This is a genomic window from Janthinobacterium sp. SUN118, from assembly GCF_030397695.1.
Lineage (GTDB): Bacteria > Pseudomonadota > Gammaproteobacteria > Burkholderiales > Burkholderiaceae_D > Janthinobacterium.
In genome coordinates, this window is sequence record NZ_JAPUBV010000001.1 from 3,007,509 (window position 1) to 3,025,766 (window position 18,258).

Here is an 18,258-nt window from a genome sequence, read left to right on the forward strand (position 1 = left end):
CCGCACCGTTCAGCCTCCGGTTTGGGCCATGAAACGGATAATCTTGTCCGGCTGCGTGTTGAAATCATGCTGCTGCGGCTTCAGTTCGATGGCCGCGCGGATCGCCGCTTCCAGCTCCGCATCGGTGGCGCCGCCACGCAGCATGGGACCGAAGGCGAATTTCTCTTCCTGTCCCAGGCACAGGTACAGGGTACCATCGACGGACAGGCGCACGCGGTTGCAGCTGGCGCAAAAATGCTGCGACATGGGCGTGATGAAGCCGATGCTCGAGCGTCCATCGGGCGTGGCCAGGTAGCGCGCCGGCCCGCCGCCCAGCTCCTGCGCCTGCGGCACCAGGCCGAAGCGGGCCGCCAGGCGCTCGCGCACGGCGGCCAGCGGCATGTAGTGGGCATCGCGGCCCGTGCTGCCCATGGGCATGGCTTCGATCAGGCGCAGGATGAACTGCTGCTCGATGCAAAACGCCGCCATGGCCTCGATCTGACCGTCATTGACGCCGCGCATGGCCACCATATTGATCTTGATCGGGTCAAAACCGGCCGCCTTGCCCGCCATCAGGCCATCGAGGATGGGTTGCAGGCTGTCGCGCCCCGTGATCTGCTGCATGCAGGCGCGGTCGAGCGAATCGAGGCTGACATTGATGCGGTCCACGCCCGCCGCGCGCAAGGCCGTGGCGTGCTTGCCCAGTTGCGTGGCATTCGTCGACAGCGACAGGTCCTGCAGGCCGGGCAGCGACGACAGCTTGCGCGCCAGCTCGGGCAGCTTGCGCCGCAACAGCGGCTCGCCGCCCGTCAGGCGCACACGGCGCGTGCCCAGGCGCACGAAAATGCCCAGCAGGCGCTCGATTTCATCGAACGTCAGCCAATCCTTCGGTTCTTCGAAGCCGCGAAAGCCCTTGGGCATGCAATAACTGCAGCGCAAGTCGCAGCGGTCGGTGACGGACAGCCGCACATAATCGATCGAACGGCCAAAACGGTCCTGCAACTTGACGCTACTCATGACGCTACTCCTGTTTCTTCCTCGATTGTAAAGGCTGGGGCACGATCTGACTGTGCCCCAGAAGGCCTAGCGGCCTACGCCTTCCGGTCTATTGCACTAACGGACTGGCTGTGCCTTCCAGCTCGATGCCGGCGATCTCGGCGCGGCCCACCAGCAAATGCAGGTACTGGTGCACGGCGCGCTGCCAGGCCGCGCGCGACAGGCGGTCGGCGATCTGCGCCTGCACCGCCTCGTAGGGAATGGCCTGGCCTTCGACCCGGCGCAGCACCTGCACCACGTGGTAGCCGAAGCGCGTTTCCAGCAAGTGGCCGGCCAGCGCGCCCTCTTCCAGGCGAAACAGCAGCGCATCGAATTCCGGCACGCTCTGGCCCGGCGACAGCTGGCCCAGATTGCCCCCCAGCGCGCCGGACGGGCAGTTCGAGTACTGCTCCGCCAGTTCCGCAAAGCGCTCGGGCGCCAGTTTCAAGGCATCGAGCACGGCTTGCGCCGTGGCGCGCAGCAGCTCCAAAGGCGCCTCGGGCGTCACCTGGAACAGGATGTGGCGCGCCTCCACCAGCGCGCCGCTGCGAAACAGCTGCGGGCGCTGCGCGTAAAACGTGCGGCAGGCCGCATCGTCGGCGGGCGGCACGCGCACTTCCTGCGCGAACAGCGCCTCGATGCGGTCATCAATACTGGCGCCCTGCACGCCGAGGCGCTGCGCCTCGTCCAGCAGCAGGCGGCGCAGCACCAGTTCATGCACGGCCTGTTTCAGCGGATTGCCGGCCCTGTCGTGATGCGGCAGTTCCTGCGCGATGTCGGCATCGTCGATATCGATGCCATTGACGGAGATTCCCATCTTACTTTCCTTCCATAAATAGCCTGAAAAATCGTCGCGAGCGGAGATGAGTTGCGGCTGAGAAGCGCAGCTGTGCGCATGCGCAGTGAGCATCGCAGGCCGAAAATCGCTACGCGCAGTAGATTTTTCATGGCGTTTTTTTTAACGGCGGCGCACCAACTGGTAAGCGCGGCCCAGGTAGCCGATGGCGCCAAAGCCGCTCCACACGTGCACCAGGCGGGTGAACGGGAAGATGACGAACAGTGACATGCCCATGAACAGGTGCAGCTTGAAGACCAGCGGCGCGTCGACGATGAAGCTGGCCGCGTCGGCGCGGAAGGTGACGATGTGCTGCGCCCATTGCATCAGCAAGACCATCATGTGGCCATCCATGTGCGAGGCGGAGACAAAGATCGACGACAGGCCCAGCAGCAAGGTCAGCAAGATCCACAGCATCACCAGCTTGTCGCCGGCCGTGGTGACGGCGCGCAGCCGGTCATTGGAAAAGCGGCGCGCCAGCAGGATCAGCAGGCCGACCAGGCACAGGCCGCCCATCACGCCGCCGGCCGCCATGGCCACGCCCTGCTTCAGGCTGTGCGACACGCCCAGGGTGTCCCACACCCAGACAGGGGTCAGCAAGCCGGCCGCATGGCCAAACAGCAGGCCAATGATGCCGATATGGAAAAGGATATTGCCCAGGCGCAGGCTGCCGCGGTGCAGCAGCTGGCTGGAATCGGACTTCCACGTGTATTGCTCGCGGTCGAAACGGATCAGGCTACCGAGAAAAAAGATGGCCAGCGCGATGTACGGATAGATGCCGTAGACGAATTGATGCAGGTAATGACTCATGATGTACTCCTCTTCATGCGGACGCCGTTCAGGCGGCGCGCCGCGGCTGCGGGTGAAAATGCACGGGATGGACGCCGCCCGCGACCTGGCCATGGCCTTGGCGCAGCAGCGGCTCGACGCCGTCCGCACCGGGACCGAAGGTTTCCAGCGCTTCGTCCATGTCGCGCACCGGCGGTTCGGCCAGCGTTTCTGCCGCCACGGGGCTCAGGCGTTCGAGCAGGGTGAAGACAGGCGCATACGGGCTGCCGTTGGCCGTCAGCTTGCGGCCGATATGCGCCAGCACGTGGACGGCGTCGCCCAGCAATGGCGCGGCGGCCGCCTCGTCGAGCTGCGCCAGGAACTCCAGGAACAGCGGCACGAAGTCGGGCAAGTCGTCGCCCACCATCTGCAGGCCGTGGCGCTTGTATTCCTCCATCAGGTCGACCATGGCCTGGCCCCGGTCGCGCGATTCGCCGTGGATATGCTCGAACAGGTGCAGCGAGTGCGAGGGATTGCGGTCGAAGGTGGCCACGTACTGCTGCTGCAGGTCGATCAGGCTGCTGCTTTCCAGGTGCGCCAGCAAGGGCCGCAGCAGCGCGTGCTGTTCCGGCACGGCCGCCAGCGCGGCATCGAGCTGCGGCAGGTGGGCGATCAGCTCGGGCTCCGGATACAGCAACAGGCGCGAGAGGATGTGATAGTGATTCATAGCGTAGTCCATATGAGCTCCTTAAGCGCCTGGCGCCGTTTTGCGCGACTTCGGCATCTGCATGAAGATGGCCGAACCGTGTTTTTTCTTGCCGAACAAGGTCGGCTCGCTGACTCCGTCCGAGCAGCCATTGCCGAAGCTGAAGCCGCAGGAACCCTTCTCGTTGAAGCTGTCCTCGGCCATTTCCTTGTGGCTGCTGGGGATGACGAAGCGGTCCTCGTAGTTGGCGATGGCCATGATGTGGTACATGTCCTCCACCTGCGCCTGGGTCAATCCCACCTGCTTGAGCACCGTCAGGTTTTCCACCTTCTCGACGGTCTTGCTGCGCATGTAGGCGCGCATGGCCAGCATGCGGTCCAGCGCCGAGACGATGGGCGGCTGGTCGCCGGCCGTCAGCAGATTGGCCAGGTACTGCACCGGAATGCGCAGGCTTTGCGTATCGGGCAGCATGCCGTTCACGCCCAGCTTGCCCGATTCGGCGGCCGCCTGGATCGGCGACAGCGGCGGCACGTACCACACCATCGGCAAGGTGCGGTATTCGGGATGCAGCGGGAACGCCACCTTCCACTCGACGGCCATCTTGTAGACGGGCGACTTGACGGCAGCTTCCAGCCACAGGTCGGGGATGCCCTGGCGGCGCGCCTCGGCGATGATGGCCGGGTCGTGCGGATCGAGGAACAGGCCGAGCTGCGCCTGGTACAGGTCCTGCTCCTGCGGCACGGAAGCGGCGGCCTCGATCCTGTCGGCGTCATACAGCAGCACGCCCAGGTAGCGGATGCGGCCCACGCACGTTTCCGAGCACACGGTAGGCTGGCCCGCTTCGATGCGGGGGAAGCAGAACGTGCACTTCTCCGCCTTGCCGGACGACCAGTTGTAGTAAATCTTCTTGTACGGGCAACCGGAGATGCACATGCGCCAGCCGCGGCACTTGTCCTGGTCGATCAGCACGATGCCGTCGTCTTCGCGCTTGTAGACGGAGCCGGACGGGCACGACGCCACGCACGTCGGATTGAGGCAATGCTCGCACAGGCGCGGCAGATACATCATGAAGGTGTTCTCGAACGTGCCGTACATCTCCTTCTGCATGTTGTCGAACAGCTTGTCCTTGCTGCGCTGGGCAAATTCGCCGCCCAGGTCATCTTCCCAGTTCGGGCCCCACTCGATCTTTTCCATCTTCTTCCCCGTCAGCACGGAGATCGGACGGGCCGTCGGCGGCGTCTGCGACAACGGCGCGCTTTGCAGGTGCTCGTAGTCGTAGGTGAACGGCTCGTAGTACTCGTCGATGGCGGGCAGGTTCGGGTTGGCGAAGATATTCGCCAGGATTTTCAAACGGCTGCCCTGGCGCGGCTCGATCTTGCCTGCATCCGTGCGGCGCCAGCCGCCATTCCACTTGTCCTGGTTTTCCCACTGCTTCGGATAGCCGATGCCCGGTTTCGTCTCGACGTTGTTGAACCATGCGTACTCGACGCCGTCGCGGCTGGTCCACACGTTCTTGCACGTGACGGAACAGGTGTGGCAGCCGATGCACTTGTCCAGGTTCAGCACCATGCCGATTTGCGCTCTGATTTTCATACTATGCTCCTTCTTCCTGCAACGGGCCTTCGAGCCAGTCGACCTTGTTCATCTTGCGCACCAATACGAATTCATCGCGGTTGGAGCCCACCGTGCCGTAATAATTGAAGCCGTAGGCCAGCTGGGCGTAGCCGCCTATCATGTGCGTCGGCTTGGGCACGGCGCGCGTCACCGAGTTATGGATGCCGCCCCGCTTGCCCGTCATCTCCGCGCCGGGCACGTTGATGATCTTTTCCTGCGCGTGGTACATCATCGTCATGCCGGCCGGGATGCGCTGGCTGACGATGGCGCGCGCCGTCAGGGTGCCGTTCACGTTGAAGACTTCGATCCAGTCGTTGTCGACGATGCCGGCCGTCTTGGCGTCGATTTCCGACAGCCACACGTGCGGTCCGCCGCGCGACAGGGTCAGCATGCGCAGGTTGTCCGAATACGTGGAATGGATGCCCCACTTCTGGTGCGGCGTCAAAAAGTTCAGCGCCAGCTCCTTGTTGCCGTTCGGCTGGGTGCCCAGCAGCGCTTCCGTCGTCTTCGTGTTGATGGCCGGCTTGTACACGCACAGCCCTTCGCCGAAGTCGCGCATCCACAGGTGATCCTGGTAGAACTGCTGGCGGCCCGTCAGGGTGCGCCAAGGGATCAGTTCATGCACGTTGGTATAGCCGGCCGTGTAGCTGACTTCCTCGCTTTCCAGGCCCGACCACGTGGGCGAGGAAATGATCTTGCGCGGCTGCGCCTGCACGTCGCGGAAGCGGATGCTGTCATGCTCGCGCGGCAGCGCCAGATGCGTGTGCTCGCGTCCCGTGATGGCGGACAGCGCGGCCCAGGCTTTCACGGCCACGTGGCCATTCGTTTCCGGCGCCAGCGACAGGATCATCTCGGCCGCATCGATGGCCGTATCGAGGCGCGGCTGGCCCTGCGACACGCCTGCTTCCAGCACCGTGCGGTTGATACCGCGCAGCACGTCCACTTCATGGCCCGTTTTCCAGGAAATGCCCTTGCCACCATTGCCGATGGTTTCCAGCAGCGGGCCGATCGACGTGAATTTCTTGTAGACGTCGCGGTAATTGCGCTCGACCACCGTCATGTTCGGCATGGTCTTGCCGGGAATCGCCTCGCATTCGCCGGCGCGCCAGTCCTTGGGATCGAAAGGCTGGCCCAGTTCGCCGGGCGTATCGTGCATCAGCGGCGTGAGGATGATGTCTTGCTGGGTGCCCAGCAGCTCGCCGCCGATTTCCGAGAATTTCTCGGCGATGCCCTTGTAGATTTCCCAGTCCGACTTCGATTGCCACAGCGGCTGCACGGCTTCCGACAGCGGATGGATGAACGGATGCATGTCCGACGTATTCAGGTCGTCCTTTTCATACCAGGTGGCCGTCGGCAGCACCACGTCGCCGTACAGGCAGGTGGTCGACATGCGGAAGTCCAGCACCACCAGCAGATCGAGCTTGCCTTCGGCGGCCGGGCGCACCTTCACCTGCTGCGGTTTCAGGCAGTCGTCTTCGTCGCTGAGCAAGCCGTTCTGCGTGCCGAGCAGGTATTTCAGGAAGTACTCGTGGCCCTTGCCCGAGCTGCCGAGGATATTCGAACGCCAGACGAACATATTGCGCGGGAAGTTGGCCGGATTGTCCGGATCGTCGCACGAGAACTGCAGCTGGCCCGCCTTGATCTGGTCGAGCGCATACGCGGCCGGCGCCTGCCCTGCCGCCCTGGCGGCCTTGGCCACTTCCAGCGGATTGGTTTGCAGCTGCGGCGCCGATGGCAGCCAGCCCATGCGCTCGGCCTTGGCGTTGTAGTCGAGCAGGGTCAGGTCGCCCGTGCCGCCGGCCGCCGATGGCGAGGCGATGTCGCCCGTTTCCAGCTTTTCATGGCGCCACTGGCTCGTGTGCGCATAGAAGAACGAGGTGCCGTTCATTTGGCGCATCGGGCGCACCCAGTCCTGGGCGAAGGCCAAGGGCGTCCAGCCCGTTTGCGGACGCAGCTTTTCCTGGCCCACGTAATGGGCCCAGCCGCCGCCCGACTGGCCGATACAGCCGCACATCATCAGCATGTTGATGATGCCGCGGTAGGTCATGTCCATGTGGTACCAGTGATTCAGGCCGGCGCCCACGATGACCATGCTCTTGCCGCGCGTCTGGTCGGCGTTTTCCGCGAACTGGCGCGCCACGGTGATGACGTCGGCGCGTTTCACGCCCGTATGCTTTTCCTGCCACGCGGGGGTGTACGGCACGTCGTCGTCATAGCTTTCCGCGACATTTTCTCCGCCGAGGCCACGGTCGATGCCGTAGTTGGCCAGGGTCAGGTCGAACACGGTGGTCACCAGGCCCGTCGTGCCGTCGGCCAGGCGGATGGTTTTCACGGGCACCTTGCGCAGCAGCATGTCGGCCGCGTCCTTGCCGCCGAAGTAGGCAAAACCCACTTCCGTGACGGCGTCGCTGTCGTTGATCATGGACAGCATCGGCACGATGGGCGCGCCGCTGCCGCCCGCCTTCTGTTCCAGGTTCCACTTGCCCGACTCGCCCCAGCGGAAGCCGATGGAGCCGGCCGGCGCCGTGATCGCCCCCGTGCTTTCGTCGATGACGAGGGTTTTCCATTCCGGGTTGTTGGTCTCGTCGAGGTTGTTGTCCAGGTGCGAGGCGCGCAGGAAGTAGTCGGGCACCAGGGTACCGTTATGCTCCTTGAGCAGCACCAGCATGGGGAAGTCCGTGTACTGGCGCGCATAGTCGCGGAAGTAGGCGCTCTGGCCTTCCGCATGGAATTCCTTGAGGATGACGTGGCCCATGGCCAGCGCCAGCGCGGCGTCCGTGCCCTGTTTCGGCGCCAGCCAGATGTCGCCGAACTTCACCATTTCGCCGTAGTCGGGCGAGATGGCCACGGTTTTCGTGCCCTTGTAGCGCACTTCCGTGTAAAAGTGGGCGTCCGGCGTGCGCGTCATCGGCACGTTCGAGCCCCACACCATCAGATAGGTCGAGTTGTACCAGTCGGCCGATTCCGGCACGTCCGTCTGTTCGCCCCATACTTGCGGGCTGGCCGGCGGCAAGTCGCAGTACCAGTCATAGAAACTCAGGGCCACGCCGCCGATCAGCGACAGGTAGCGCGTGCCGGAGGCATAGCTGACCATGGACATGGCGGGAATCGGCGAAAAGCCGACGACGCGGTCCGGGCCGTATTTCTTGATCGTCAGCGCATTCGCGGCGGCGATGATCTCGTTCGATTCGTCCCACGTGGCGCGCACGAAGCCGCCCAGGCCGCGGATGGACTTGTATTGCTGCGAGCGCACGGGGTCCTGGCTGATCCAGTCCCAGGCCGTGACGGGGTCCATGGTCTTGCGCGCTTCGCGCCACATTTCCATCAGGCGGCCGCGCACCATCGGGTACTTCACGCGCTGCGCCGAATACACATACCAGGAATAGCTGGCGCCGCGCGGGCAGCCGCGCGGTTCATGATTGGGCAGGTCGGGACGCGTGCGCGGGTAATCGGTTTGCTGGGTTTCCCAGGTGATCAGGCCATTCTTGACATACACCTTCCAGCTGCACGAGCCGGTGCAGTTCACGCCATGCGTGGAACGCACGATCTTGTCGTGCTGCCAGCGCTGGCGGTAGGCGTTTTCCCAGGTACGGTCTTCATCGACCACGGTGCCGTGGCCGTTGGAAAACGGCTCGGCGGGCTTGCTAAAAAATTTAAGGCGGTCCAGAAAGTGACTCATGCTACCTCCACATTGCGCCGCGGACAGCGGCGCCAGGTCTTAAGAAACGCTGCAAGCACGATGGCTCAAGCGTCGATACCAACAGTCTAGCGATGCGCCCTGCGCGGCGGTATTGGCAAGAAGTCGGTTTCCGGCACCAGGAATGCATAGGCGCGTAGTCACCCGGATAGTCACTATTGCCTATGGGCGGCACGCGCGCGCTGCGGTATACCTGTCGCCATCATTCAACCAGGAGAAAAGCCATGCCCATTACCGATTACGCCAGCCTGCTGCGCAGCGCCCGCACCCAGGAACAGCCGCAACGGCTGCTGTTCACGTTTACCCAGGCGCAGGCCCAGCCTGGCGGCCAGGGCAAGTCGCTCACGCCCGTGATGTGCGCCGACAAGCTGCCCGATGAACTGGACAGCTTTGAAAAACTCACGGAGGAATCGAAGCAGATGCAGACGCACTGGGACGTGGTCTTCGTGGCGGGACTGGCGGGCCGGGACGGCCAGCCGCCCGCGCCGCAGGAATGCGAGGCGCCGCTGCGCGCCATGGTGACGGCCATCGAGCAAGGCCGCATCGATACATTGCTGGCGTTCGACCGCAGCGGCGATTTGCTGCGTTTCAGCTGAAGGAACTTGTCGGATGACGCCCTACCGGCCAATCCGACCTGCCTTGCGTAATTGACGGAAGAATGTCGCGACGTAGGTCGGATTAGCGCGGCAACGCCGCGCGTAATCCGACACCTCTACCTGGCCGCATCCGGCCACGGCCGCTCGTGTAAATGGCGCGCCCGTTCGATGGGACAGACGAGGGGCAAAAACTGCTGCTGGCGCGCCGAATACGCCATCAGCGCCCCGCTGTCGATATCGAAATACCATCCATGCAGTTTCAGCACGCCCTGTTCGACCCGGCGCTTCAGCCAGGGATAGGTGAGCAGGTTGTCCAGCGACTGCAATATGCTGGCCAGCTCGCACGCATGATGCTGTTCCGCCGACGAGCGGTGTCCGAGGTCGCGCCGCACGCGCTGCGCCACCGGTTCGGCGATGCGCATCCACTGCCCCACGAAGTCCGTTTCCTGCCCCTGCGCGCGCGGCTGCGGCTCCAGCAGCGCGCGGATGCCGCCGCAGCGCGCATGGCCGAGCACGATGACCCTGGCCACTTCGAGCTTGCAGACGGCAAACTCGATGGCCGAACTGACGCCGGGCGGCGCATCGGGGGTACACGGCGGCACCAGGTTGGCGATATTGCGCACGACGAACATGTCGCCCGGGTCGCTGCCCGTCAGCAGCATGGGGTCAACGCGCGAATCGCAGCAGCCGATCAGCAGGGTCGAAGGCCGCTGCCCGTCGCGCAAGCTGTCGTACAAAGTCTGCGGCTCGCTGAAATACTGCTGCTGAAACAGGCTGAAGCCGTTGACGAATTTTTCCAGTTCTTCCATCACATACTCTCATTTCCTCAACGCCTGGCAAGACCGGCTTGCCAGGCATGCCAACTTTAGCAAGGCATAGGCGCATTCTTGCGCGCATAGCACCACCAGGTAATCGCGATGCAGCTGACGTAGAAGCCGATGAAGCACCACAGGGCCGCGTCGGGGCTGCCCGTCATGGCGATCGAGGTGCCGTAGCTTTTCGGGATGAAGAAGGCGCCGTAGGCCGCCACGGCCGACGTGAAGCCCAGCACGGCCGCGCCTTCCTTGTTGGCGTCGACGATGGCCTGCTCCTGCGCCGCCTTGCCCTTGCCGGCCGCGGCGCGCTGATGCTCGGTCAGGAAAATCACGGGGATCATGCGGAAGGTCGACGCATTGCCGATGCCGGTGCCGGCGAACAGCAGCATGAACATCCAGAAGAAGCCATTGAAGTTACCGCCAACGCCGCCTTGCGGCATGAAGTACAGCACGCCCAGCACGGCGCCTATCATCAGCAGGAACGACCACAGGGTGACACGCGCGCCGCCCAGCTTGTCCGAGATCACGCCGCCGGCCACGCGCGCCAGCGCGCCCACCAGGGGACCGAGGAAGGCGTAGTCGAGCGGATTGACGTCGGGGAACTGGATCTTGATCAACAGCGGAAACGCGGCCGAATAGCCGATGAAGGAACCGAAGGTGCCCGTGTACAGCCAGCACATGAGCCAGTTGTGCTTGCGCTTGAAGATCACGGCCTGCTCGGAAAACGAAGCCTTGGCCGACGCCAGGTCATTCATGCCGAACCAGGCCAGCAAGGTGGAGAGCGCAATGAACGGCACCCAGATGAAGCCCGCATTCTGCAACCACATGTCCTTGCTCACGCCATTCTTGACCCAGGTCAGCGCATCGCCGCCCCAGGCGCCGAAGACGGCAAACGTGATCACCAGCGGCACGACGAACTGCACCACCGACACGCCCAGATTGCCCAGGCCCGCGTTCATGCCCAGCGCGAAGCCCTTGCTCGCCTTCGGATAGAAAAAGCTGATGTTGGCCATCGACGAGGCGAAATTGCCGCCGCCGAAGCCGCACAGCAGCGCCAGGATCAGCATCGTCGGATAGCCCGTGTTCACGTCCTGCACGGCCAGGCCGATGCCGATGGCGGGGATCAAGAGCGAGCCGGTGGAAATGGCCGTCCAGCGCCGGCCGCCGAAGATCGGCACCATGAACGAGTAAAAGATGCGCAAGGTGGCGCCGGACAGGCCCGGCAAGGCCGTCAGCCAGAACAGCTGGTTGTTACTGTAGGTGAAGCCGATGTTGGGCAGGTTCACCACCACCACGCTCCACACCATCCACACGGCGAACGCCAGCAGCAGTGCGGGAATCGAAATCCACAGATTGCGCGCGGCCGTGGCCTTGCCCGTGCTTTGCCAGAAGCTCGGTGTTTCCGGCTCCCACGTATTGATCATGTAGCGGCTCATGTTTTTACTCCTGCAGGTTGATTGGTAGTGGCCGCGCGCAGCGGCTTGAACGAGAAATGCATCCAGACGAGCGAGACGCAGACGGTGCCGTACAACAGCATGAAGGCGCTCGAACGCACGCCGGTGAAGTCGACCAGGGCGCCGAACATCACGGGCAGGATGAAGCCGCCGAGGCCGCCGGCCAGGCCCACGACGCCCGAAACGGCGCCGATGTTGTCGGAAAAATCATCGCCGATAAACTTGAAGACGGACGCCTTGCCCACGGCCATGGCGATGCCGACGATGAACAGCAGCACGGTGAACCACAGCGGCGACAGGCCGATATGGAAGGCCAGCGGCCCCGTGACGGTTTCCACCACCATCTGCGTCTGCGGGTACGACAGCAGGAAGAAGCACACCCAGCACACCCACATCACGGCCCAGGTGACTTTCGCCGCGCCGTATTTGTCCGAAATCCAGCCGCCCAGCGCGCGCAGCACGCCGCCCGGCAGCGAGAAGCAGGCGGCCAGCAGCGCCGCGTGGCTCAGGTCGAAGCCGTATTCGGCCACGTAGTACTTCGTCATCCACAGCGCCAGCGCCACATAGCCGCCGAACACCACCGAGTAGTACTGGCAGTAGCGCCACACGCGCGGGTCCTTCAGCACCTTCATCTGCGCCGAAAAACTCTCGCCCGATGGCGCCAGGTGCGATTTGTCCGTGTACGAGAACAGCCAGAAGATGACGGCCGTGGCCAGCATGGCCACCGCATACACCTTGGGCAGCATCTGCCAGCCGAAGGCGGCGACGATGCCGGGCGCGACGAACTTGGTCAGCGCGGAACCGGAGTTCCCGGCGCCGAAGATGCCCATGGCCAGGCCGCGGCGCTCCTTCTCGTACCAGCGCGCCACGTAGGGCGTGCCGACGGAAAACGAACCGCCCGCCAGGCCCACGAACATGCCCAGCAAGAGGAAATGCCAGTAGGCGGTGGCGTAGGCGATCAGGTAGATCGGCACCACGCTGGCCAGCATCAGCAGGAAGAAGACGCGGCGTCCGCCGTATTTGTCCGTCCAGATGCCCAGCGGCACGCGCACGAGTGAGCCCGTCAGCACGGGCATGGCGGCCAGCAGGCCGAATTGCGTTTCAGTCAAGCCCAGGCTGGTCTTGATGGGGATGCCCAGTACGGCAAACATCATCCATACCGCGAAGCAGATCGTGAAGGCGAAGGTACTGCTGACCAGCACGGACGCCTGCTTGCGCCGCATGCCCGGTTCGGCTGCCTTGTTGTTGTTACTGTTCTTGTTAGTGCCATCTAGGGTAGCCACGATGTTTCTCCATGAATGCACTGGCCGTCTGGCCAGCCGTCCCGACCAGCTTACGTGCCAGCCGCGAAAGGCACTATCGGCCACAGGGTGATTCTGGAAAGGCAATCTGGATAGCCGCATCGGCAAAAGTGACTAGGCGATGCGGAATGGACCTAGCCTGGATGGCGGGGGGTTTTACAAAACGCCGCGTTTTTGGCACACTCGGCGCCTGGAGAACAAGGAGCCAAGGAGCGGCATGGAGAACAGCGGCGCAGCAGACGAGATCATCACCCGCGCGGCGGCATCTGGCGATGTGGAAGCCATGCTGGCCTGCGACACCTACGCGCAGGCGCACGCCGCCCGTGGCGAGGCCGTGCGCGCCGCCGTCGGCAAGGGACACTGCCTGCTCGCCCTGCGGGCCGGCCAGGTCGCCGGCTATGTGCTCGTGCACGACGACTTCTTCGGCTACGGCTTCATATCCCTGGTGGTGGTGTCGCCCGCGCACCGGCGCCTGGGCGTGGGAGAGCGGCTGCTGGCAGCCGCCGGGGCAGCGTGCCCGACGGAGAAAGTGTTCACTTCGACGAACCAGTCCAACCTGGCCGCGCAACGGCTGTTCGCCAGCGCCGGCTTTGTGCGCAGCGGCCGGATCGAGCATCTCGATGAGGGCGACCCGGAGCTCGTGTACGTCAAATTCCTGCGCTAGGCCCGCCTTATCCCGACGACGTATGGCGCGCAAGGCCAAAGGCGGCTATGCTGGCGCCACTCTCAATGACGGCAGCATACATACATGGACTATCTGAGCCTCAAGCATTTCCACATGGGTTGCGCCGCCGCCAGCGGCTTTCTGTTCCTCCTGCGCGGCGCCTGGATGCTGCGCGCCTCGCCCGCGCTGCAACAGCGCTGGGTGAAGGTGCTGCCGCACCTGGTCGACACGGCCCTGCTGCTCAGCGCCATCACGCTGGCCGTGTGGAGCGGCCAGTCGCCGGGCAGCCAGCCGTGGCTGGCCGCCAAGCTGTGCGCGCTGGTGGGCTACATCGTGCTGGGCACCATCGCCCTGAAACGCGGCAAGACGCCAGCCGCGCGCGGCGCCGCGTTCGCCGGCGCCGTGCTGCTGTTTGCCTACATCGTCGCCGTGGCCGTCACCAAGCAGGCCTGGCCATTCTGATCGATCAGAAGATGTAGCGCAGGGTGACGCTGGCATTGCGCGGCGCGCCCCAGTAAGCCTGGTTGTACATGCCGATCTGGCTGTAGTAATGCTTGTCGAACAGGTTGTTGATGTTCGCCTGCAGCGACAGCTGGCGCGACAGCGCGTATTTCGCCATCAGGCTGGCCACGGCGTAGCCGCCCTGCCCCACGCGTTCGACGCCCTGCGGTCCCGTGGCATCGCGGTAGGCGCCGCTCTGCCAGTTCACGCCGCCGCCCACCGACAATGCGCGCCAACCGCCAGGCAGCTGGTATGTGGAAAACACGCGCGCCAGGGTCTGCGGCACGTAGCTGTTCAGGCGCGCGCCCTTGTTATCCTTGGCCGCCGCGTGCGACACGCTGGCCGAGACGTTCCAGCCCTGCGCCAGTTCGCCCGACACGTCCAGTTCCACGCCCTTGCTGGTGGTGCCATCCGCCGCGTAGTAGGCCTGCGTCAGCGAATTGCCGACGAAGTGGCCCGTATCTTCCTGCGCCAGGCCATCCTGCGCGATGCGGAACACGGCCAGCGCCGCATTCAGGCGGCCGCCGAAGTATTCGCCCTTCACGCCCACTTCCACATTCTTGCCCTGCACGGGATCGAGGTAGCGGCCGAAGCGGTCCTGGTTGCCCTGCGGCTTGAAGATCTTGCTGTAGCTGGTGTACAGCGCATGCTGCGCGTCGATATCCCACACCAGGCCCGCATACGGCGTGACGGCGTGCTTGGCATAGGCGTAGCTGCCGCCCCAGTCGTCGACATGGTCCGCCTTGTAGCGGCTGTAGCGCGCGCCGACGATCAGCTTGAGCGGATCGGCCAGCGAAAAGCGCGCCGTGCCATAGATGCCGCGCTGCTGCACCGTGTCGAGCAGCTTCCAGCGGTAGAAAGCCGGATCGTTCCAGTCCGGCTCGGGTGCCACGCCCTGCCACCGGTCAAAATTGCCGTAGTCGACGCTGCCGCCCGAGATGCCGGGATTGCTGGCGAACTGGTTGCTGCCCGAGACGCCGAACGCCAGGTCGTGCGTGCGCCCCAGCCACTGGACGGGCCCCTGTACATAGGCGTCGACGCTGTCCTGGCGCCGCGTGCCCGCGTAAAAACCGGGGCTGCCCGTCACGCCCTGCCCCGTGGCCTTGTTCGGCCAGGTGTAGGCGAAGGTTTCGGCGGCCGAGTAGTTGCCCCAGCCGTGATTCAGCATGGCCGTCAGATTCCAGCCGCTGCCCAGCTCCTGCTCCAGGCGCAAGAAGGCCGTCTGGCTGGTGCTGAACCAGCGGCTCCAGGTGGCGGCCGTCGTCGCGGAGCGGGAAAACGTGGCCCGTTCACCATCCGCATACCACAGCGGCAAGCCGCCATACATGCCGCCGCGCGGGCGGTTGTCCTGGTATTCATAGCCGGCGATCAGCACGCTGCCGGGCGCCAGGTCCGCTTCCACGGTGGCATACGCCATGGCTTTCTTGCCGTGATACAGGCGCACATACGATTCGCTGTCCTGGTAGCTGGCCACGACCCTGCCACGCACCTTGCCGTCCGCGCTCAGGGGCGTGGAGAGATCCGCGCTGGCGCGCGCATTGTTCCAGGAAGCGAGGCTCAGGGCGGCCGCGCCGGCCAGCTGCGTCGACGACGCGCGCTTGCGCACCAGGTTGATGGTGGCCGACGGCTCGCCTGCGCCCGTCAGCAGGCCGGTGGCGCCGCGCACGATCTCGACCCGGTCGTAAGCCGTCATGTCCAAGGTGCTGTCGCCCACGTTATAGGCATTGTCGACCGTGGTGGGAATGCCGTCGTACTGGTAGCTGGCGATGGAAAAGCCGCGCGCGAAAAACGAGGTGCGGTCGCTGTCGTAGCGGTTGATGGCCACGCCGGCCGCGTTCTGCAGCACCTCTTCCACCGTCTGCAGGTTCTGGTCGTCCATCTGCTGGCGCGTGACCACGCTGACGGCTTGCGGCGTCTCGCGCGCGGATAGGCCCAAACGCGTGGCCGAGCGCATGGTCTGCGTCGTGTACGAGCCGCTGCCTTCCGTCGCGCCATGCGCATCGGCGCTGGCGGTGACTTTCATCTCCGGCATGGTCTGGCCCGCACTGGCCGGCGCCGCTTCCAGCACAAAGCCGCCATTCGCCTGCGCGACGGCGCGCAAGCCGGAACCGGCGACGATGGCGTCCAGCGCCTCGGGCACGCTGTAGCTGCCCGCCAGGCCGGCGCTGCGCTTGCCCGCCAGCGCTGCGGCCTGGTAGGAAATCATGGTGCCCGTGTCCTGGCCGAAGCGCACCAGCACCTGCTCCAGGGTGCCGGCGGGTATCGCCACCTGCATGCGGGCGGCATTGTTTGCGTTGGCGGCCATGGCGGCGGGCGCCATCGCCACGGCGCCGCCGGCGGCCAGCAGCCACAGGGCCTGGCTGACGGCCAGCGCGGCCACGCGGCGGCGGCATGGATGGGAAATGGAAGAAACGGAAGTCGGTGGTTTGCTCGGCATGCGGACTGTTTTCCTGAAAGTGAATGGAGGTTTCACTGTGCTTGTCACGCGAAAATCGAAAACCCCTCACTTTTTCTGGAAATATTTTATGGACGCTGGCGATGCGCCACCACCGTCACCCAGAAACGCGTGGTCTGGCGCACGTCGACGGGCAAGGTGCGCGTCAGCATGTCGAGCACTTGCCCCGTGTCGGCCAGCGGGTAGATGCCGGAGACGCGCAGGTGGGCGATGGCCGGGTCGCACGCCAGGCGGCCATGGCGGTAGCGGGCCAGTTCGCCGATGAACTCCGCCAGCGGCATGTCGTGCGCCACCAGCATGCCGGTCGTCCAGGCATCGGCGCCGGCCGGCAGGGTTTGTGCCGCAGCGATCTGCATCGACGTGAAGCTGGCCAGCTGGCCCGCGTGCAGCCTGCGCGCCACAGCGGGTGCACGCTCCGGTTGAATGTCGACGGCGCCTTCGAACACGCCCAGGCAGGTGCCGTCGCTGCCGGCGCGCACGGCAAAGCGCGTGCCCACGGGCTGCAAGCGGCCATGCGCCGTCTGCACGACAAAGGGACGGCCGGCCGGATCGCGCGCCGTGGCGACCATGATCTCGCCCTTTCGTACCGTCACCAGGCGCTGGCCCGCGTCGTAGCGCACGTCGATGCTGGACGCCGTATTGAGCGCGATGCGCGTGCCATCCGCCAGCACCAGGTGGCGCAGCTCGCCCGTGCCCGTACGGTAGTCGGCCAGCCAGGAAGCCGCCTGCTCGTCGCCGCCCGCCAGCCAGGCGCCGCCGCCCACGGCCAGCAGCGCCAGCAGCTTGAGCGACTGGCGCCGCGCGGCATTCGCCTGCGCATGGACGGGTTTACGCGCCAGGGTGCCGTGCGCCAGCGACGCGGGCAAGCTGCGCATGCGCGCCATGCACGCTTCCACATGCTGCCAGGCCAGTTCGTTTTCCGGATCGCTGTCGCGCCAGGCGCGCCAGGCTTGCTCCACCTCGGGCGCGCAATCGCCGGCCTGCAGGCGCACCAGCCACTCCACGGCTTGCAGGCTGGCCGCGTGCGGCGTCATGGCGCCCGTCACGGCGCCGGATGGGAAAAGAAGCACTGGTGCATGGCTTTCACCAGGTAGCGCTGCACGGTGGCCAGCGAGACATCCAGCTCCAGCGCGATGGCCGCCTGCGGCATGCCGTCGAGCTGCGACAGCAGAAAGGCGCGGCGCACGGGCGGCGCCAGGCCGTCGAGACGGCGGTCGATGTCGCACAGGGCTTCGAGCAGGATGGCTTGCGCCTCGGGATCGGGCGCGCACTGCGCCGGCAGGCTGGCCAGGGTTTCCAGGTAGGCCGCCTCCAGATCGCGCCGCCGGTACAGATTGCCCAGCACGCCCTTGGCCACGGTCGTCAGGAAGGCGCGCGGCTCGCGCGCGCCGATGGCGTCATCGCGGTTCAGCAAGCGCATGAAGGTATCGTGCGCCACGTCGGCCGCGTCGAAGGCGTTGCCCAGCTTGTGCCGCAGCCAGCCCTGCAGCCAGCGGTGGTGGTCGTGATACAGGCCGCCCACCTCCTGGTGGACGCCGGATTGGGCAGCCGACACGGCATTCCTCGCGCGCAAATAATAATGATTCGCATTCTAACTTGCGCAGCCCGTACCGTGCAACCGCCGCCATGGCCCGTGGCAGGCCGGCAACAGCAGCCCTGTCCGGCAATAGCCGTGACGGCGCGTGCGGCGTCCGTCGAAAAACGGCAAGGCCTGCACTTTTGACGGCCATTGCCGCCGGCCGTGGCGACAGGACACCCTCGTGCGAGGCGCCGCATCGGCGGGCATGGCGATCAGCGGCCTGCCCGCCTGCCATCGCGAACTGCGGACGCCGCCTGAG

15 protein-coding genes are annotated in these 18,258 nt (G+C 65.1%); 3 read left to right on the plus strand and 12 right to left on the minus strand.

The window, feature by feature from the left end:
• Positions 1–9: 9 nt before the first annotated feature.
• The 6 genes from moaA to O0880_RS13605 all read right to left on the minus strand — a co-directional run bounded on the left by moaA (position 10) and on the right by O0880_RS13605 (position 8,616).
• Entirely contained in the window at positions 10–996 is a 987-nt protein-coding gene (gene moaA, locus O0880_RS13580; protein WP_289886928.1) for a GTP 3',8-cyclase MoaA, read from the minus strand.
• A gap of 88 nt (positions 997–1,084) precedes the next feature.
• Entirely contained in the window at positions 1,085–1,831 is a 747-nt protein-coding gene (locus O0880_RS13585; RefSeq protein ID WP_289886929.1) for a peptidylprolyl isomerase, read from the minus strand.
• 141 nt (positions 1,832–1,972) lie between these two features.
• Positions 1,973–2,659 (minus strand): respiratory nitrate reductase subunit gamma, encoded by a 687-nt coding sequence (gene narI / locus O0880_RS13590; RefSeq protein ID WP_071323824.1) that lies wholly within the window; start codon positions 2,657–2,659, stop codon positions 1,973–1,975.
• A 28-nt stretch (positions 2,660–2,687) separates the two neighbouring features.
• Positions 2,688–3,356 (minus strand): nitrate reductase molybdenum cofactor assembly chaperone, encoded by a 669-nt coding sequence (narJ, locus tag O0880_RS13595; RefSeq protein ID WP_289886930.1) that lies wholly within the window; start codon positions 3,354–3,356, stop codon positions 2,688–2,690.
• A gap of 9 nt (positions 3,357–3,365) precedes the next feature.
• A complete protein-coding gene (narH, locus tag O0880_RS13600; protein ID WP_071323825.1) occupies positions 3,366–4,916 on the minus strand; it encodes a nitrate reductase subunit beta in 1,551 nt (516 codons plus the stop codon).
• Between the two features lies 1 nt (position 4,917).
• Complete coding sequence (locus O0880_RS13605; protein ID WP_289886931.1) at positions 4,918–8,616, minus strand: nitrate reductase subunit alpha; 3,699 nt, start codon at positions 8,614–8,616, stop codon at positions 4,918–4,920.
• A gap of 242 nt (positions 8,617–8,858) precedes the next feature.
• On the opposite strand from O0880_RS13605, the gene O0880_RS13610 reads away from it, so the two are divergent.
• Positions 8,859–9,230 carry a ribonucleotide reductase subunit alpha gene (locus tag O0880_RS13610; RefSeq protein ID WP_289886932.1) on the plus strand — a complete coding sequence of 124 codons (372 nt, stop codon included), beginning with the start codon at positions 8,859–8,861 and terminating at the stop codon, positions 9,228–9,230.
• A gap of 116 nt (positions 9,231–9,346) precedes the next feature.
• On the opposite strand, the gene O0880_RS13615 is transcribed toward O0880_RS13610, so the two are convergent.
• Genes O0880_RS13615 through O0880_RS13625 form a run of 3 tightly spaced genes read right to left on the minus strand, consistent with a single transcriptional unit; the run spans position 9,347 to position 12,722 of the window.
• Positions 9,347–10,039: a carbonic anhydrase gene (locus O0880_RS13615; protein ID WP_071323828.1), complete on the minus strand. Its 693-nt coding sequence runs from the start codon at positions 10,037–10,039 to the stop codon at positions 9,347–9,349.
• A 56-nt stretch (positions 10,040–10,095) separates the two neighbouring features.
• Positions 10,096–11,481 carry a NarK family nitrate/nitrite MFS transporter gene (locus O0880_RS13620; protein ID WP_289886933.1) on the minus strand — a complete coding sequence of 462 codons (1,386 nt, stop codon included), beginning with the start codon at positions 11,479–11,481 and terminating at the stop codon, positions 10,096–10,098.
• On the minus strand, positions 11,478–12,722 hold the full coding sequence (locus tag O0880_RS13625) for a nitrate/nitrite transporter (protein ID WP_071323830.1): 1,245 nt from the start codon (positions 12,720–12,722) through the stop codon (positions 11,478–11,480). Before O0880_RS13625 ends, O0880_RS13620 begins: the two co-directional genes overlap by 4 nt.
• 295 nt (positions 12,723–13,017) lie before the next feature.
• Here O0880_RS13625 and O0880_RS13630 point away from each other — a divergent pair, with 295 nt between their 5' ends.
• Together O0880_RS13630 and O0880_RS13635 are read left to right on the plus strand one after the other, a co-directional pair.
• Positions 13,018–13,464 carry a GNAT family N-acetyltransferase gene (locus tag O0880_RS13630; protein WP_289886934.1) on the plus strand — a complete coding sequence of 149 codons (447 nt, stop codon included), beginning with the start codon at positions 13,018–13,020 and terminating at the stop codon, positions 13,462–13,464.
• A gap of 84 nt (positions 13,465–13,548) precedes the next feature.
• Complete coding sequence (locus tag O0880_RS13635; RefSeq protein ID WP_289886935.1) at positions 13,549–13,926, plus strand: SirB2 family protein; 378 nt, start codon at positions 13,549–13,551, stop codon at positions 13,924–13,926.
• Positions 13,927–13,930: 4 nt separating this feature from the next.
• Here O0880_RS13635 and O0880_RS13640 read toward each other — a convergent pair whose 3' ends face one another.
• From O0880_RS13640 to O0880_RS13650, 3 genes are all read right to left on the minus strand, one after another.
• Positions 13,931–16,402, minus strand: coding sequence for a TonB-dependent receptor (locus tag O0880_RS13640; protein WP_289886936.1), 2,472 nt, complete (start codon positions 16,400–16,402; stop codon positions 13,931–13,933).
• 86 nt (positions 16,403–16,488) lie between these two features.
• Positions 16,489–17,490, minus strand: coding sequence for a FecR domain-containing protein (locus O0880_RS13645; RefSeq protein WP_289886937.1), 1,002 nt, complete (start codon positions 17,488–17,490; stop codon positions 16,489–16,491).
• The gene (locus O0880_RS13650) at positions 17,463–17,975 is read right to left on the minus strand and encodes a sigma-70 family RNA polymerase sigma factor (protein ID WP_289886938.1); all 513 of its coding nucleotides are present in this window, start codon (positions 17,973–17,975) and stop codon (positions 17,463–17,465) included. The genes O0880_RS13645 and O0880_RS13650 overlap by 28 nt, the downstream gene beginning before the upstream one ends.
• Positions 17,976–18,258: the final 283 nt, after the last annotated feature.